The organism is Pedobacter sp. 10L46_2 (assembly GCF_056395165.1).
On the sequence record NZ_JBFTIZ010000138.1, the window covers coordinates 1 to 18,060 of the forward strand.

The following is an 18,060-nucleotide window of genomic DNA, read 5'->3' on the forward strand; positions in this document are numbered from 1 at the left end:
ACAAGATAACTTTAAAAATATTTAGGTGCCTATATCGGTGGTGTCCACCTCTTCCCATTCCGAACAGAGAAGTTAAGCCCACCAGAGCCGATGGTACTGCGGTAACACGTGGGAGAGTAGGTCGGTGCCAAATCTTAAGCAAAACCCTGCAGCTAAACGCTGCAGGCCTATATCGGTGGTGTCCACCTCTTCCCATTCCGAACAGAGAAGTTAAGCCCACCAGAGCCGATGGTACTGCGGTAACACGTGGGAGAGTAGGTCGGTGCCAAATCTTAAGCAAAACCCTGCAGCTAAACGCTGCAGGGTTTTTGTGTTTATATACATTTCTGAAAGAAAAACCTTCTTGATGAATGCTATGTTATTCTTATATTCATAAATACCTTACATAATAATCAACCAGATAAGGGGATAGGGGCCTTAGATTATTTCTTAATAAAGTATTGGTGCAACCATCTTTATGCAATAATTTTGGTATATTTGATACAAATTTAAAATAATATAAACGAATGAATTTATTCGCGGAAAAGAGAAGGGAAGTAATGTTACATATAGAAGGCTATATGCTTGATATGATGGAAACATACCTGAAACCGATTGATACAAATTGGCAGCCATCTGATTTTTTGCCCGATTCTACTAGTGAAACTTTCTACCAGGATATAAAATTATTACGTGAGAATGCTAAGGATCTTTCTTATGATCTTGTAGCTGTTTTAATAGGTGATACAATTACGGAAGAAGCATTACCGACATACGAGTCGTGGCTTTGTATGGTGGACGGGATTACTAGAAATGAACAAGGTGGATGGATGAAATGGGTACGTCACTGGACTGCGGAGGAAAACAGGCATGGTGACCTATTAAATAAATATCTTTACTTGTCAGGTCGCGTTGATATGCGCCAGATGGAAATATCAACTCAATACTTAATTGCAGATGGGTTTGATATAGGAACCGGCCATGATCCATATAGAAATTTTATATATACTAGTTTTCAGGAGTTAGCTACAAATATTTCTCACAGGAGAGTAGCTTCTTTAGCTAAAAAGGATGGTGACACATTACTTTCTAAAATGTGTGGAGTAATTGCATCTGATGAAGCACGTCATGCAAAGGCATATAAAGATTTTATGTCGAAAATATTTGAAGTTGATCCAAATGAGGCTATGGTCGCTTTTGAAGATATGATGAGAAAGAAAATCGTAATGCCTGCTCACTTTTTACGCGAAATGGGTATGAAAATTGGACAAACATTCGGACATTTTACTGATGCTGCTCAACGTTTAGGAGTGTATACTGCGATTGATTATGTGGAAATCATGCAACAGTTAATTGAAGAGTGGAAGTTAGAAAGTATGCGTGATTTAAATGAAGCCGGAGAAAAAGCACGTGATTRTATCATGGCTTTACCAAACAGGCTGTTGCGCGTTGCTGAGAGAATGAACAATCCAACAATGGACTATAAATTTAGCTGGATTCATGCTTAACTAAAAGCTGTATCTTTTAATACTAAAAAAGGCCTGAGTTTAAGAATTCAGGCCTTTTTTAGTATTAATTGTTTTACATATTTCGTCTATATTGGCCCCCAACCTCATAAAGTGCATTAGAGATTTGACCTAAAGAACATATCTTACATACTTCCATAAGTTCATTAAATATATTCTCTCCGGCAATAGCAGTTTTTTGAAGTTTTTTTAGTGCTGCTGCCGACAAGTCTGAATTTCTATCTTGAAAGGTCTTAAGTGCTGTAATTTGATATTGTTTTTCTTCTTCTGTTGCTCTAATTACCTCTCCGGGTATTATTGTAGGTGAGCCATTTTTATTTAGAAAGGTATTTACCCCTACAATAGGATATTCACCAGTATGTTTCAACGTCTCGTAGTATAAGCTTTCTTCCTGTATTTTACCACGCTGATACATGGTTTCCATTGCTCCTAATACCCCTCCTCTGTCATTAATACGTTTAAACTCTAACAATACTGCCTCCTCAACCAGATCAGTTAAATCTTCAATGATAAAGGCTCCTTGCAGTGGGTTTTCATTTTTAGCTAAGCCTAGTTCTCTGTTAATGATCAACTGAATAGCCATCGCCCTGCGCACAGATTCTTCGGTTGGAGTCGTTATAGCCTCGTCATAAGCATTTGTGTGAAGAGAATTACAGTTATCATAGATTGCATATAAAGCCTGTAAGGTTGTGCGTATATCATTAAAATCAATTTCCTGAGCATGCAATGAACGGCCTGAGGTCTGGATATGATATTTCAGTTTTTGGGACCTATCATTTCCTTTGTATTTGTTTTTAATTGCTTTAGCCCATATACGCCTTGCTACACGGCCAATCACCGAATATTCAGGATCGATGCCGTTAGAGAAGAAGAAAGATAGATTAGGCGCAAAATCATCAATGTTCATTCCTCTGCTCAGATAATATTCAACAAAAGTAAAACCATTACTCAATGTAAAGGCAAGTTGAGATATTGGATTTGCACCTGCTTCAGCAATATGATATCCGGAGATTGATACTGAATAGAAGTTGCGTACTTTTTCGGTAATAAAATAGTTTTGAATGTCACCCATCATCCTTAGGGCAAATTCAGTAGAGAAAATACAGGTGTTTTGTGCCTGATCTTCCTTAAGAATATCTGCCTGGACAGTGCCGCGCACGGTACTTATGGCATGTGCTTTAATTTTAACGTATACATCTGCTGGTAATACCTTATCGCCGGTTACGCCAAGAAGCATTAATCCCAGACCATCGTTCCCCTCAGGTAAAGAGCCATTATATGTTGGTCTTTGCTGTCCCTTTTCCTTATATATCGAAAGAATTTTGTTCTCTACTTCTTTTTGTAGTCCATTTTCAATTATGTATTTCTCGCATTGCTGATCTATTGCTGCATTCATGAAAAATCCTAATAACATAGGTGCGGGCCCATTTATTGTCATGGACACTGAGGTTGATGAAGCACAAAGATCAAAACCGGAGTATAATTTTTTAGCATCATCGAGAGTTGCTATACTTACACCAGAGTTGCCTATTTTGCCATAAATGTCGGGGCGTACATGTGGATCTTCTCCGTAAAGAGTTACAGAATCAAAGGCCGTGGATAAGCGGTGTGCAGGCTGACCTAAGGATACATAATGAAATCTTTTATTGGTTCTTTCTGGTCCACCTTCTCCTGCAAACATGCGGGTTGGGTCTTCTCCTTCGCGTTTTAAGGGAAAAACACCGGCGGCATACGGGAATTCACCAGGGACATTCTCTGTCAATAACCACTGAAGAATGTCGCCCCAATCCTTATATCGAGGGAGCGATACCTTTGGGATTTGCAATTTAGAGAGTGATTCGTAAAAGAGTGGTTGTTTGATCTCTTTATCTCTTACCTTATATACAAAGAACTTTTGCTGGTATTTGGTTTTAGTCTCGGGCCATTGGCGCAGTAATTTCCTACATTCTCCATCCAGTTGTTCCTCTTGATGTTGATAAATCTCTTTTAAGGTGTTTGTTAGGTTTTCCTCAGTTGAAAGATCAATAACACCTTGTAATTGATACATTTTTCTAGCAATTGCAGCTTGTTTATCTACCCATTCATTGTATGTCTGGCTAGATTCAGCGATCTCTGCGAGATATCGTATTCTGTCTGGGGGAATTATATAAATCTTTTCGGATTCTCCTCCTATAAGCTCCATTTGGGCTTTAAAATCGATTCCTGTCTTTTCCTTTATCTTTTGCATTAAGGCAGTAAAGAGATTGTTCATGCCCGGATCGTTAAATTGAGAAGCCATTGTACCATAAACAGGAAGACTGTCGTCATCTGCAGTGAACAGATTGTGATTGCGTTTAAATTGTTTTCGGACATCACGTAAAGCATCCAGGGCACCACGCTTATCGAACTTATTGATGGCAACAAGGTCAGCAAAATCGAGCATATCAATCTTTTCCAACTGGGTAGCTGCACCGAACTCGGGAGTCATTACATATAAAGAGATGTCGCAATGCTCCGTTATTTCAGTATCTGATTGCCCAATACCGGAAGTCTCAACTATAATTAGATCATAACCTGCAGCTTTGCAGATATCAATGCTCTCCTGAACGTTTTTTGAAAGTGCTAAATTGGCTTGCCTTGTAGCCAATGAGCGCATATATATTCGGGAATTATTTATTGCATTCATCCTGATCCTATCTCCAAGTAAGGCGCCTCCAGTTTTGCGCTTTGATGGATCAACTGAGATAATTGCAAGTGTTTTATCTTTTACCTCTGTTAGGAATCTTCTTACCAACTCGTCAACTAAGGATGACTTACCAGATCCACCAGTTCCTGTAATACCAAGTACCGGAGCATTGTTGTTGATAGTCAGTTTTTTTAACTCGTTTACGAAAGATTGAGCAGCATCTGGATCATTTTCTGCAACTGTGATTGCTGCAGCAATACTTTTGATATCTTTTTTTGGGATGTTTTTTAATTCCCCATTTAAAGATTTTGTAGTGATGAAATCAGTTTGTTCAAGCATATTATTAATCATGCCTTGCAACCCCATTTTACGGCCATCATCAGGGGAATAGATTCTTGTAATACCGTAAGCCTGTAATTCCGCAATTTCCGAAGGCAGGATCACACCACCACCACCACCAAATATTTTGATATGGGGTGCCCCACGTTCCTGAAGCAAATCATACATATATTTAAAATATTCGATATGACCACCTTGATAGGAAGTCATCGCAATCCCTTGAACATCTTCCTGTATAGCGCAGTTTACAACTTCTTCAACCGAGCGATTATGGCCTAAATGTATTACTTCTGCCCCCGAGGATTGAAGAATCCTTCTCATGATATTGATTGTAGCATCATGTCCGTCAAATAATGCCGCGGCAGTTACAAAACGGATTTTATGTTTGGGCTTATAGATTTCAATTTGTTCCATAGCTGGTTTAATAATTGGTAATCAAAGGTAACAAAAAGGCCACTCAAAAATATTCTTGAGTGGCCTTCTTGTACCTATAAAGATTTTATTGATGTGTTAGTTCTGTTATAGGTTCGCCTATACAGCCACTAGGCATCTGAATATGGAGCATTGCAGCCAGGGTAGCTGCAATATCTGTCATGTAATGAGTTTTATTTGTTTTTCCTGGTTTTACATTCCATCCCATAAATACACACGGAATGTGCGAGTCATATGGGAACCATGCACCATGAGTTGTTCCTGTTTTTCCGCCTTCGAAATAGTTTGATTTCAATATATAATAAACATCGCCACTTCTACGTGCATTATATCCATTAGTAATGGCTTTCTTTATTGGTTCAGGTAGGGTAGAACTAGCTAATTTAGTGAGATCTACTGCATCCATAACTCCATCTTGCTCCTTTATTGTTGCAATTGTTAATGCTTTTATTGCATCAAAGTCGGCATTGGCGTCCTTAATTGCCTGATGGTTGAAGTAAAACTGGCTGTTAGTAGAAGTGATGATTGCCTTTTTTACTTTAAATTTTTCTTCAATTGTAGTATTTAAACTCTTTATAACCGGAGAGTCATTGAATAGCCCCCCAGGTAGTTTATTCTCAGTCATAAAACCTGGAACATGCGCTGCCCCATGATCAGCAGATAAAAACACTAGATAATTTCCTTTGCCAATTTTAGTATCCAGATAATTAAAGAACTGTTCCAAATCTTTATCTAACCTTAGGTACGTGTCCTCTGCTTCTATTGAATTTGGCCCATATTGATGTCCAACATAGTCTGTTGCAGAACAGCTGACAGCAAGGAAATCAGTGGAACTTCCCTCACCAAGGTGCTCTGAATTTATAGCAAGTTTGGCCAACTCTAAAGTCATTGTATTTCCATAAGGAGAACTTTTTATCATTTCATAATTCTTTCCTGCATACAATTTGAAAGGATGAGGGAAGGTAGGGGTTTGTTCTCCTCTAGATTTTCCTTCATACTCTTTGTTGTCGCTAGTGCTTTGATCCAATCGCCAGTTCCCCCATCAAACCAATAGGCCGCATTTGCAGAATGACCTGCTGGTAAAATTGATCCTCTGTCTTTTAGTGATATGCCAATTACTTTACTTTTAAAGTTTGTAGCTAAACGAAGTTCATCAGTAATGGTTGTGGTAAGTAAGTTTTTAGGAGACATTAAGCCAGCTCTGGTATCACTACCTACCGTTTTAACTGTGGTATCTTCGGCACAATAAACTCCTCGTTTTAATTGTGGATCGTACCAATCGTTTCCAATGATCCCGTTAATAGCTGGAACTGATCCGGTATAGATACTCGAGTGTCCGCATGCTGTATAGGTAGGAGTGTATGGAATAAAAGTATTCTCAGCAGAGAACCCTTCATTTACCATTCGCTTAAATCCACCATTTGAATATCTGCTATAGTAACGATACAGATAGTCCCATCTCATTTGATCAACAACTAAGCCTACAACTAATTTTGGTCTGTTTAATGTATTAGAAGATGTGTTTTTTGCTAGTGCTGTTTTTTTTTGTGCTATTGATCCCGTCGAGAACAGGGCTAAAATGGTAAATAAAAGGATAATTCTTTTCATCATTATTTGTTGAATTTTTAGAGTTTATAAGGCAAGAGAACAGTTTTATTAGGATTTTATAAAGTTAATTACTTGGCCATAGGTATCGTTTAATATAGTGTAAAAGTTTTATGGTATTTCGGCCACTACGAAAGTACTTCCACCTATATAAATAAGGTCATCGGCATTTGCATTTTTCTTAGCTGCATTTATTGCAAGTTCGACAGTTGGAAATACGAATCCTTTTAGCCCATGGTTTTCTGCTTCACTTGCAAGTTCCTGAGCAGGCAGTGCCCTTTCTAGTTGTGGTTGGCAAAAATAATACGTGGCTTTTGCAGGAAGAAGATTTAATACACCACTTATGTCTTTATCCTTCACCATCCCAATTACAACATGAAGTTTATTATGTGGTGTATCGTTGATGTTTTGCATCACTTCTGTTATACCTGCAATATTATGCCCGGTATCACAAACTATTAAAGGGTTTTTACTTAATATTTGCCAGCGCCCCATTAAACCGGTCAAACCTTTTACCTCTTTTAATGCAGCATAAAGTGCATCATTATCAATCTTAAAATCTAATGCCCTTAAAGTCTCGACTGCCTGAATAACAGTTAAAATATTCTTTAATTGGTACGTTCCAGTAAGATCAAGCAAGAGATTTTCAATCAATACATTTCCATTCTGCGAGATGGAAACTTTTAAATACTCATCTTCTTTAACTGACTTGCTAATTTGCAATTGCTTGTCGGCAAAAAGAATCAGGCTTTGTGTCTCCTTTGCTTTTTGAATAAAAACCTGATCTGTTTCTGGATGGCTTTCCCCAATTACGACAGGAATACCTGGTTTTATAATTCCAGCTTTTTCTCCTGCAATTTCCCTTAATGTATTGCCGAGGATGTTGGTGTGATCAAGACTAATATTGGTGATAACAGACAATTCTGGAGTTATAATGTTTGTTGAGTCTAATCGTCCACCCAAACCTACTTCAATTATAGCAATATCCACATTCTGTTCAGAAAAATATGAAAATGCCATGGCTACGGTAACTTCAAAAAAAGAAGGACTAAGTTCCTCAATTATTTCTTGTTGTTGATCAACAAAATCTATGACGAAATCTTTAGAAACCATTTCGCCGTTAATTCTGATGCGTTCCCTGAAATCCTTTAAATGAGGAGAGGTATACAATCCGGTTTTATAACCCGCTTGTTGAAAAATGGCGGCTAACATATGGGAGGTTGAACCTTTCCCATTTGTGCCGCCAATATGTATCGTCTTAAAATTATTTTGCGGATTATCCAGCCTTTCGCACATAGCGATGGTATTGTGCAAATCTTTTTTAAAGGCAACAGCACCCACCCTGGTAAACATTGGTAGTTTGCGGTATAAATAATCTATGGTTTGTTCGTAATTCATTTCTGATGCTTAATAACATCACAAAAGTATCAAAGCTACCTGATTATTTAACTTTAAAGTTGAAAACAACTACACCAATTTGAATATCTGGGGCGGTTTCTGATGGCGCTAAGCGAGCACCCATTAAAGCTTCCTTGCATTTTTGCCATAATTCCCTATCATTTAGGGTAGTTCCTTTAACTCCGGGAGTAGCATCTATAACAAGACCGGCTTTGTTTATTTTTATGCGTACAGCGATTTTACCAGTTTTCTGACCATCGTCCTGTGGAGTAACCAGGTTTGTGAATTTCCTTAATGCAATGGGAGTTTCCCCAAAACCAGATCCCCCTTCGCCATAATTATTAGCTAGCGGATCTCCATTTTTACTCCCTTGATTTCCTGGTGTATCACCTGTTCCATCACCTGCACCAGCTCCCTTACTGGATTTTCCTTTGTAGAGGGCATTTTGATTCACAACTGGTTTTGACGGTTTTGTCTCTGTATTAGTAGCAGTAGGAGTTGCTTCTTTTTTAGTTGCTTTACTCTTTACAACTACGGCATCTTCAGAGTTTTGCGTAACGATCTCTTTTTCGCTTGTTTGTGGAGTAGGAGTCTCTTTAGTTACTTCTTCTGGTGTAACTTTATCTGGTTTACGGTTATTTGCATTCGGATCGGCAGATGGCTCTTCTATACTGGTGTAATCTGATCCCATACCTGTAGGAGAAGTTCCATAGTTAACAACCATACCCCCCATACCTGCTTCTTCAGGCTCAAAGCTTCCTATAACGATAAAGAAGCTTAAAGCAAGCAATGCAGCCATGATACCGGTAGATATTGCCAGTGCCTTGGGATAATTGTTTTCTTCTTTAGGATAAGTCATTATTTCTTAGGTTCTACAGCGAGTACAACTTTGAGTTTCAATTTGTTACCTACATCGTAGATAGACATCACGTTTTCAATGGAAACCTTTCTTTCAGCGTAAACGACTATAGTTAAATCTGGTGATGCCTTTTGCATGGTTTCAACTACAGCCAGAATATTTTCAGGCTTAGTAGGTTGCTTATCTACAAAATAATTTAAATTATCATCTATGGATATAGTAACGGTTTTTTGGGAATTAGATTGTTGTCCTGCTTCTGAACGAGGTAATAATAACTTCACTACCTGTGGATTAACTACAGCTGATGCCAATAGAAAAAACAAAAGCAGGAAGAACATGATGTCGTTCAAAGCAGAGGTATGTACTTCTACAGTTCCTTTATTTCTTTTGCGTAAATTCATTATTTTCCTGGCTCCTCTAATAGATCAATAAATTCGATAGCATCAGTTTCCATTCTTAAAATTATACGCTCAACCATCATATTTAAAATATGATATAGCACATAAGCAATAATACCTATGATCAGTCCTGTTGCTGAGGTAATCATTTTTGTATAAAGACCACCAGAAATTGTACCAATTTCAATAGCACCCTTAATGGAAACGTCATGGAAAATAGTAATTACCCCAATAATTGTTCCTACGAAACCAAGCATGGGAGCAATACCTGCAATAATTCCTAATATGCCTATGTTTTTCTCTAATTTCGATACTTCTAATTTTCCGTTGTTTTCAATGGCAGCTTCAATATCTTTAATAGGGCGACCAATACGTTTTAATCCTTTCTCAAGCATTCTTGCCAATGGAGAGTTATTATTGCGACATAAAGTTATTGCATTTTCTAATCTTCCATCATGAATGTATTGCTTAATCTGAAGCATTAGATTTGATTCAGTTTTAGAAGCTTTTCTTATTGTCAGGTATCTTTCAACAAAGATCACTAATCCCAAAAATGCCAAAAAAGCTAAAGGGAGCATTACCCATCCGCCTTTAAATAAAAGGTCTATGAAATGAAGCTCTGGTGGGGCAGTTGTAATTGCTTGGTTTAAGTTATTAGCGGTATCAATAAGCTTGTTAGCGGTATCAGTTGCACCTTGTAATAAAACGATCATATTTATTGTGGTTTGTGTGTGTGTTTATTTTGATGTATATAAATTCCTGGATCTTTTAATTTTGTAACTAGCAGTTTGCGTCCTTCCCTTGCACTTTCCTCATCTTTAAATGTTGCAATGCTAATTTTCAATCTCCTTTTACCAGGAAGGGTTGGGATAACTTTTGCAGTTATACCTATTGCTTTCATTTGGGCGATAAATTTATCTGCTTCCTTTTGATTAATTACTGAAGCACCAATAACCTCCCATGTAACAGGACCTTCAGGGCCACTAACTGTAGCTCCGGAAACAGCTGGCGTTGGAGCAGGACTAACAGCCAAACTATCCTTTTTTATTGAATCTGCAGTTTGTATTGCTCTCTCGTTAGCTATTCTGATACTATCTGCCTGGGCAATTGAATCAGTTTTGATTTTATCATTATTTTTGATCAGTTCAGAATTATCGTGAAGACCATTGTCGGATTTATTTAAAGCACCATTAAAAAGTTCGGGCTTAATAAAATACGCGGCCAATCCTATTGCTACTATTATTGCAAAGGCAATAATAATTTTTAGGTAGAACGGAAGTCCCTGATTTTCTTCTTCAATCTCTATTGGTTCAGCAATCTGTGGCTCTAGTGGACTTGGTGTGTTAAAGAATGGAGTATTGGTAACTTTTGGAGCAATAGGCTCTTCAACAACATTTGAGTCATCATCTAAACCCTCTGGGGTTTCAATCGAAATTGAAGAGGCAGGTTTTTGGGCTATTTTAACTTCTGATATCTCGTCATAAACAGGTTGGTCATCCCGTGCAGGTTTTTCTTCATGATGATGAACAATAACTTCTATCTCATCTGATCCATCACTCAAATCGGCATTATTATCTTCAAGATTCAATTGCTCTTCTGTAATGATAGGCTCTTGTTCAAAAGAAAGTGGTTGTTCAATAGCTGGTTCATCAGCTATTTCAGGTTCCGCAATGTTTTCATTAATAATGGCAGTTGCGTCTTCTTTTAAAGGAGGTAAACCATAAAAGTCAAAGCCAAAGTTTAGTTGATCTTTGGGGTTGAAAATTAAGTTTCCGGGTGTGCCAGATAGTATACCTATTTCTCCAAAATCAGCGTATTGCTTCTCGGAAAGCAGCTTTATTGTCTCATCAGTAAACTGGTCAATATAATAAGTAGCCGCCTCGGTTGATACGTTCCTTTTTTTACTGATGTAGGCGATAAGAGATTGAGATTCTCTATTCTCTTCTGCAAATGCCAAAGTATAACTTGGCGGCAGAAAAGAGTGTGTTTCAACATCGTACCTTCCTGGCGATTTCTTTTTATAAAAAGTACCCAGTCCAGAAATTCCAACTTCTTTACGAGTTTTTATAAGTTCAGTAAGGTATGATAAGATATCCATTCTGGTAAAAATAAATTTTAATTCCGTATCAACCAATTATTAATTAAAAACCTATTAGAATGAGTAGCTTATACCTCCGAAAACATTGAGCCCAATTACCTCATAATGCAGGTATCTGCTATACGATGAGTTTAACAAATTGTTGGCTCTCGCGAATGCAGAAAACTTATTATTTATTTTATATGATACTCCGGCTCCTAGATCGACAAATCCCTTAACAGTAACTACTGTTTCATTTGCAGGATCAGGTGTATAATAAGGATTAGCAGGAGCTGCAGTATAAATTTTTGCTTTGCTATCATCCTGAAGCGCTACAGAAGCATTAAGGGTTACTTTTTTGTTGATCACATATGATAGATCAGAACTTAAACGCATTTGAGGTTTAAACCAGCTTTGTGTTTCTGCGGCTGGTTTATAATCTTCAAAATTTAATTTACCTGTCCATTTTAAGGCATCACTTACCTGTACAGAGAGTTCCCCTTCTATTCCAATAAGTTTCATAGTTCCGAAATCGTAGATCACATCAAATTTATTGAAATTTGAAAAGTTGTTTACGAACAATGGCATGTCTTCAATGCTCTTGTGGTATACTCTTGCTTTGTATCCAAAACCAGGACCGCCTGTGCCTTTAATACCGCCACTGATACTTAGTTTTTCGATAGAATTTCTGATGGTAATATTGTTGTTCAAGAATGGATTCTCATCACTAAATTGTTTTAAAGAACTACGGTTTACATCACCTTTTACTTCTCCAAATATTTGCAGGTAATCAGGTATTAATGTAAAATCAGCTGTAACAGCCGGGAAAATCCTACTTGATGAGAATGCGCCAAATTCCTGTACAAAATTAATTCCAGCGGTTATTTTTACACCGCTGGCCTGTAATCTGATATAAGGATTTAACTTTAAAAGATTGTTGCCAACACTTACTAGCTCATCTTTAGTGCTTCCGAATTCAGTTGATGCAGCAAGACCTAAGTTAAACTTACTGATTCTCTTATTTACATATCCATTTAAAACAACTGAGTTTTCTTTGGCATTAAATTTATCACTCCAGATATATCCGTTAAGTTTCAATGCATAACTAAGGGCGTCGGGATCTTCTGTGTATTTATTTACAAGTTCCCCTTCTGCTTCAAAGAAATTAAGTGTTTGTTTTTCAGGATCGGGATTTAATGTCGGATTGTTCTTATCAATGCCATAGAAATATAATCCGTTTCTTTGAAAATTAACACGACCACTTAAGGTAACAACATCGCCAATGCTACGGCCAAAAACACTAAGTTTTTGCTGACTAGACTGTTGTTTATTTAGCTTGCCTGACTGACTAAAATGTTGAAAATATCCACCAGCTTGCATAGCCTCATCACGGCCCAGGTTTATATAGGCCTCGCCAAAAATAGTTTTCGCAGATCCGAAACCACCTTTAATATAGTTGTTTATTAGCTCTTCTTGTTTTTCGGCAACTACTTCCTGGGCTTGTAATTTATTAATGTCGGAATTTAGTTCTAATTTTCTATCTGTAAGGCTATAGTTAAATTTAGCCTTATATGTTTTTATATCATTCAGATCAGGGCTTCTTCTCAGTTTTACTGCCTCTGCTAAAATAGGTTTGTAAGGTCTTACAACTTCAATTTCTTCGGTAACAGCCTTCTCATCCGTCTTCTTTTCTGTAGTCTTTGTATCCTGAGCTTTCAACCCTAGGGATGTAGCTGTGATAAAGAAAAGGGTACTATATATTAATTTAGTTAATCTCATGTCGCTTAATCTTATTTAATTTTTTCTAATTTCTCTTTAGCAGTTGGAACGATATCATCCTTGCCTTCATAATTGTCGATAATACTTAAGAGCGTACTTTTAGCTTGTAACTTATCTTTTAGAGCTACATAATTATCTGCCAATAAAAGGAACGATTTGGCAACCCAATAGTCATAAGAGGCCATATTGTTAATCAGATCAAAACATGTTTTAGTTGAGGTTTTATAATCACCTTTGGCATATTGTACTGCAGCAATATTGTATTTAGCTTCGGCTGCTGCCAGGGTTTTAGTTTTACTTACTACATTATTGAAGGCTTTTACTGCACTTGTTGTATCGGCCTTTAATAAATAGGCCTTACCCGCATATAGATCAGCACTGTTCTTCTCTTCCTCAGAACCTTTTTCAGACTCTTTAATCAACTGAACATACTTGATCATATCATCAGGCATCTTTAATGCGTCGTAGGCTTTCAGGAGGTTATTTATAGCGTAACTATGGTGAACTTTGTAATCGGCAGTAGTTTCTAGTCTTTTTAGGTAAACAATTGCTTCGTTATATTTCTTCTGATCTAAAAACAATTGAGAAATACTTACCAGTGAACGTTCAGTATAATCACTTGTCCAGTCATTAAGAATGTACTCATAATCTGCAACAGCTTCCAGAGGGCGACCAAGCTTAACCAATGACTCAGCTCTAACAAACTTAGCTTCTTTGTCATGTATTGCTTTCGGATACTTATCAAAATAAGCATTTACAGCTTCAAAAGCACCTTTGAAGTCGCCTTTTAAATAAAGGTTATTTGCTCCCTGGAAAACTATATTATCTTGTTCTGCTTCGGAGAAATTACCTAGGGGAGTAGAATTAGCATAGGTGATGAAACCTTGTGAATCACCACGGTCAACATAGATATTTTTAATAGATTCTAATGCCTGTTTTGCTTCTTCGCTACTGGCGTAATCTCTGATTACTTTTTTGAATGACTCTAATGCCTGATCGTCTTTATCCTGATTATATTGAACAAGGCCAATGGTAACCAAGGCTCTTGGAACATAACTGCTATTAGGATATAAACTAACTAAACTAATAAGATCTGTACTAGATTTATCGAAATTGCCAATATTGAAATAAGTATAGGCAGTTTCGAAACCAGCATCATCAGCATAATTAGAATTAGGGAACTGTTTAAGAAGATCCTGCATGGTTCCAATTTTAGCCTCATTTTGATTTTCCAATCCCTGGATCATACCACGTTGAAAAAGTGCATAATCTTCGCCCGTAGATCTGGCATTGATGATCTTGTTATAGTTTACAAGTGCATTGCCGTAACTTTTATTTACAAAATAAGAGTCAGCTAACCTTATGATGGCATCGTTAACTGTTTTTTGATCCTTATCGTTACCCGCTAAGAAGCGTTCAAAGTATGTAGCTGCTTTTCCGTAGCTTTCGTTTTCAAATGCAGCGTAGGCAAGGGCATAATTTGCAAAATTATAAACCCCGGTTTTATCAGCATCAGGCATTCCAAGGAATGTTTCGAAATGTTTAACAGCTTCACCAAATTTTCTTAATTCGTAAGAAGCCTCGGCTTTCCAATACGTACTTAATGCGTGAATTTCTTTATCCTCGGGGAACTTCTCAGAACGTAAGAACATTGATAAAGCGTTAGGGAATGCTCGTTCGTTATAAAACTCCAGTCCTCTAAAGTAAGTCACTTTTTGATAAGCTTCTCTGGCCTCTGGCGATTTGCTTTGAATCGGTTCAAGAATATCTATTGCAGCCTGATAGTTTTTACTGGTCAATAGAATTTCTCCAAGTAAGGTTTTTGCTTCGTTAATTTTGCGAGAAGTTGGAAACTGTTTTAAAAAGTTCTGGGTCGCTTCAAGAGCTTGCTGATTAAAGTCTAGTTCATAACTTAACCTTGCATAATTGATCCATGATTCTTCTTGTATAACTTTATCAAAATCAAGTCTTGATGCCCTGAAGAAGGCACTTCTTGCTTTCTCTTTGTCTTTAAGAATAATGAAAGAGCGACCTAAAGTGTACATCCCGCTTTGAAGGTATACATCATCCGTATCAAGCTTTTCCAAAATTGAAACTGATTCAGGATATCTTTTCAATTGAAATAACGAGTATCCGTATTGATAAATGAAAAGGTTATTTTTAACATTTGATTTATCTTTAGCGTAGAACTCTTTGAAATACTTCTCTGCATTTACAAAATCAGATTTTGCAAAATATGAAGCAGCAATAAGACTTAACATCTCTGCCTCATATTGTTGTTTTGAAGATTTAAGAATGGGCAGGGCGTATTCTAATACATCATCATATCTTTCATCAAGATAATACATTGAAGTAATGTAATAAGGGTAACTAGCTTCGTATGTTGGAGATCCTTTAAGTTTCTCAAAGTTGCTTAATGCAGTTTTATATTCTTTGTTCAGGTAATTGATGTACGCAAAATAATAGGTAGCACTTTCCTGGAAAGGAGATTTTTCTTTTTTAACAGTTTCAAATAAAGGCTCGGCCTTTTCAATGTCGTTCTGTAAAAAATAAGCGTATCCTTGCTTAAACTGATATTCTAAACGTTGCTTAGCAGAAAGAGTAGAAGGATCTGTTTTTTCAAACCACTCTAATGCTTTCTTGTAGTTTTTCTGATCAAAATATGATTTTCCTACATGAAAATAGGCAAGTTTTGTATTGGGATTAAGTGGATAATCTTTTATGAAATTTTGAAATAAACTCTCTGCATCATTATTGCCCAATTCTAATGCGCAAACAGCAGCATAGAATTTAGCATAGCAGTTCGAGTCCTGTTTGATAATTTTTATTGAGGTTAACTAGTAGGCTCGACTGGGCATAACTTGCAGTATAGCCGCCTGCTAGTAACAGCGGAATAAAAAAGTATTTTTTTTGCATCTGATTTCAAATATGGTTGGTACTAATATAGATATAGTATTGTGTCTTGATAGCATAAGAAATTAACATGTGTTAATAACACAGGTTTAACGAACAGAAAAAGAAAATGGTATAAAAAAGCTGTTAAAGAAAGTTAATCTCTTTGAGAGGCTAGTAAATAAAGTACTGCCATCCTTACGGCAACCCCATTTTCTACCTGTTCTAAGATGATTGATTGTTTGCTGTCAGCAACATCACTAGTAATCTCTACACCGCGATTAATTGGGCCTGGATGCATTACAATTATTTCTTTATCAAGATTGTCCAAAATCTGTTTATTCAGCCCATACATCATGGCGTATTCTCTTAATGAAGGGAAATATTTAATGTCTTGTCTTTCCAGCTGGATGCGGAGCATATTTGCCACATCACACCAGTTAAGTGCTTTAATCAGATCATGTTCAACCTTTACACCAAGGCTTTGGATGTGCTTGGGAATTAAAGTAGTAGGGCCGCAAACCATCACCTCAGCACCAAGCTTTTGTAAGCAAAGAATATTTGATATGGCAACTCTGGAGTGCAGGATATCGCCAACGATTACTACTTTTTTTCCGGCTACATCGCCCAGTTTTTGGCGAATGGAAAAAGCATCAAGTAGCGCTTGGGTGGGATGCTCATGTGCACCATCTCCTGCGTTTATAATTTGAGCTTTAATATGCTTACTTAAAAATTGTCCGGCTCCGGCATATGGATGTCTCATCACTACCATATCCACTTTCATAGCCAGGATATTGTTTACAGTATCTATTAGCGTTTCTCCTTTACTCACAGAGGAAGAAGACGCTGCAAAATTAACCACATCAGCTGAAAGCCTCTTTTCTGCCAGTTCGAAAGAAAGTTTGGTTCTGGTGGAGTTTTCGAAGAAGATATTTGCAATGGTGATATCTCTCAAAGATGGAACCCTCTTGATAGGTCGGTTAATTACATCCTTAAAGTTATCTGCAGTTTCAAAAATTAATTCAATATCATTCCGGTTAATATCTTTGATACCTAAAAGATGTCGGGTTGATAATTTCTCTACTGCCATACTATTTATTGCTTTCTGATAATAAGATAACTTTGTCTTCTCCTTCGGTTTCTTTCCAGCTTACCTTAACCTTTTGTGAGTTTAGGCTGTCTACCTTCTGGCCTATATAATCTGGCTCGATAGGTAGTTGTCTGGAAAAACGCCTGTCTATTAACACCATTAGTTCAACCTTTTCAGGCCTTCCATATGCAAGTAATGCATCCATTGCAGCCCTAATTGTTCTGCCGGTCCACAATACGTCATCAATAAGGATAACATTCTGGCCTTCAATTATAAAATCTATGGTATTGCTGTTTGCAGAAACTATTCCGTCCTTTCTCCTAAAGTCATCTCTAAAAAAGGTGATGTCCAGATTGCCTTTTTTAATGTTGGTTTTTTTAAGGATTTGTGAAAGCTCTTGTTGCACCCTGTCGGCAAAGTAACTGCCTCTTGGCTGTATACCTATTAAAACAGTATTAGAAAAATCGATGTGATTCTCAATTAATTGATGACAAAGTCGCTTAATTGTGATTTGGAATTTTTGTCCGTCTAGCAGGGTTCTCTTTTGCATTGACTAAATTGTTGTACAAATATAGCCAAAAAGTTGTAACACCAAACCTCTGAGTAAGCTTTTTGAAAATATTCTAGGTTGTAATTTAAATCAAGGTATCAAAAGTTGAAATCTCCATCATACATACCGTGAGGTTAAAAGTGAAATGTATTATAATTCCATACCAAAGTGTATTTTCGCTAATCCTTATTTGGGCCAGGACAATTGAAAAAGGTAACATCCAGAAAAATGATGTCATGCTGAGGTGCATAAAAAAGAATAGAATAGAGGTAATGTATATGGCCTCTTTTTTGTCTACGATTGTTAGTAATTTTTGCATCAGATAGCCCCGGTAAGCCAGCTCTTCAAATAATGCTGGGAATAAGGCAACTGAAATAATCATGATGTATTTGCCATATTTATGCGGCTTGTATATAGTGTAATAAGAATAATCTGTATTGAAGAGCGAGTGGTTTAAATGCTCAACAAGAA

At 37.0% G+C, this 18,060-nt stretch carries 14 protein-coding genes and 2 rRNA genes; 3 read left to right on the forward strand and 13 right to left on the reverse strand.

Translation table 11 applies throughout. The annotated features are described in order from the left end of the window. Positions 1-21 precede the first annotated feature (21 nt). The 3 genes from rrf (AC1DDX_RS15590) (at position 22) to AC1DDX_RS15600 (ending at position 1,487) form a co-directional block, all read left to right on the forward strand. Positions 22-133: ribosomal RNA gene (gene rrf / locus AC1DDX_RS15590) — 5S ribosomal RNA — on the forward strand. Between the two features lie 28 nt (positions 134-161). Further along, positions 162-267 (forward strand): 5S ribosomal RNA (rrf, locus tag AC1DDX_RS15595). A gap of 239 nt (positions 268-506) precedes the next feature. After that, positions 507-1,487: an acyl-ACP desaturase gene (locus AC1DDX_RS15600; protein WP_477622238.1), complete on the forward strand. Its 981-nt coding sequence runs from the start codon at positions 507-509 to the stop codon at positions 1,485-1,487. A gap of 73 nt (positions 1,488-1,560) precedes the next feature. Here AC1DDX_RS15600 and AC1DDX_RS15605 read toward each other — a convergent pair whose 3' ends face one another. The 13 genes from AC1DDX_RS15605 to AC1DDX_RS15665 form a co-directional block, all read right to left on the reverse strand. Beyond that, the gene (locus AC1DDX_RS15605) at positions 1,561-4,923 is read right to left on the reverse strand and encodes a methylmalonyl-CoA mutase family protein (protein WP_172659283.1); all 3,363 of its coding nucleotides are present in this window, start codon (positions 4,921-4,923) and stop codon (positions 1,561-1,563) included. 85 nt (positions 4,924-5,008) lie between these two features. Next, on the reverse strand, positions 5,009-5,860 hold the full coding sequence (locus AC1DDX_RS15610) for an alkaline phosphatase family protein (RefSeq protein ID WP_477622239.1): 852 nt from the start codon (positions 5,858-5,860) through the stop codon (positions 5,009-5,011). After that, a complete protein-coding gene (locus AC1DDX_RS15615; protein WP_477622240.1) occupies positions 5,857-6,552 on the reverse strand; it encodes an alkaline phosphatase family protein in 696 nt (231 codons plus the stop codon). The genes AC1DDX_RS15610 and AC1DDX_RS15615 overlap by 4 nt, the downstream gene beginning before the upstream one ends. A 105-nt stretch (positions 6,553-6,657) precedes the next feature. Next, positions 6,658-7,944, reverse strand: a complete 1,287-nt coding sequence (locus AC1DDX_RS15620) for a bifunctional folylpolyglutamate synthase/dihydrofolate synthase (RefSeq protein WP_172659284.1) — start codon at positions 7,942-7,944, stop codon at positions 6,658-6,660. Between the two features lie 43 nt (positions 7,945-7,987). Further along, positions 7,988-8,803 (reverse strand): energy transducer TonB, encoded by an 816-nt coding sequence (locus AC1DDX_RS15625; protein WP_288883755.1) that lies wholly within the window; start codon positions 8,801-8,803, stop codon positions 7,988-7,990. After that, positions 8,803-9,204, reverse strand: a complete 402-nt coding sequence (locus AC1DDX_RS15630) for an ExbD/TolR family protein (protein WP_048907142.1) — start codon at positions 9,202-9,204, stop codon at positions 8,803-8,805. Before AC1DDX_RS15630 ends, AC1DDX_RS15625 begins: the two co-directional genes overlap by 1 nt. Next, positions 9,204-9,914, reverse strand: coding sequence for a MotA/TolQ/ExbB proton channel family protein (locus AC1DDX_RS15635; RefSeq protein ID WP_152542437.1), 711 nt, complete (start codon positions 9,912-9,914; stop codon positions 9,204-9,206). The genes AC1DDX_RS15630 and AC1DDX_RS15635 overlap by 1 nt, the downstream gene beginning before the upstream one ends. Before the next feature lie 2 nt (positions 9,915-9,916). Then, positions 9,917-11,299: an HU domain-containing protein gene (locus tag AC1DDX_RS15640; RefSeq protein ID WP_288883756.1), complete on the reverse strand. Its 1,383-nt coding sequence runs from the start codon at positions 11,297-11,299 to the stop codon at positions 9,917-9,919. Positions 11,300-11,353: 54 nt separating this feature from the next. Then, positions 11,354-13,057 (reverse strand): TonB-dependent receptor, encoded by a 1,704-nt coding sequence (locus AC1DDX_RS15645; protein WP_172659287.1) that lies wholly within the window; start codon positions 13,055-13,057, stop codon positions 11,354-11,356. An 11-nt stretch (positions 13,058-13,068) separates the two neighbouring features. Next, positions 13,069-15,819 carry a tetratricopeptide repeat protein gene (locus AC1DDX_RS15650; RefSeq protein WP_477622241.1) on the reverse strand — a complete coding sequence of 917 codons (2,751 nt, stop codon included), beginning with the start codon at positions 15,817-15,819 and terminating at the stop codon, positions 13,069-13,071. Between the two features lie 287 nt (positions 15,820-16,106). Continuing rightward, on the reverse strand, positions 16,107-17,039 hold the full coding sequence (locus AC1DDX_RS15655; protein WP_172659289.1) for an aspartate carbamoyltransferase catalytic subunit: 933 nt from the start codon (positions 17,037-17,039) through the stop codon (positions 16,107-16,109). Between the two features lies 1 nt (position 17,040). After that, positions 17,041-17,589 carry a bifunctional pyr operon transcriptional regulator/uracil phosphoribosyltransferase PyrR gene (gene pyrR / locus AC1DDX_RS15660; RefSeq protein WP_172659290.1) on the reverse strand — a complete coding sequence of 183 codons (549 nt, stop codon included), beginning with the start codon at positions 17,587-17,589 and terminating at the stop codon, positions 17,041-17,043. A gap of 85 nt (positions 17,590-17,674) precedes the next feature. After that, a partial coding sequence (locus AC1DDX_RS15665; RefSeq protein ID WP_477622242.1) for a lysostaphin resistance A-like protein occupies positions 17,675-18,060 on the reverse strand: 386 nt, incomplete at its 5' end.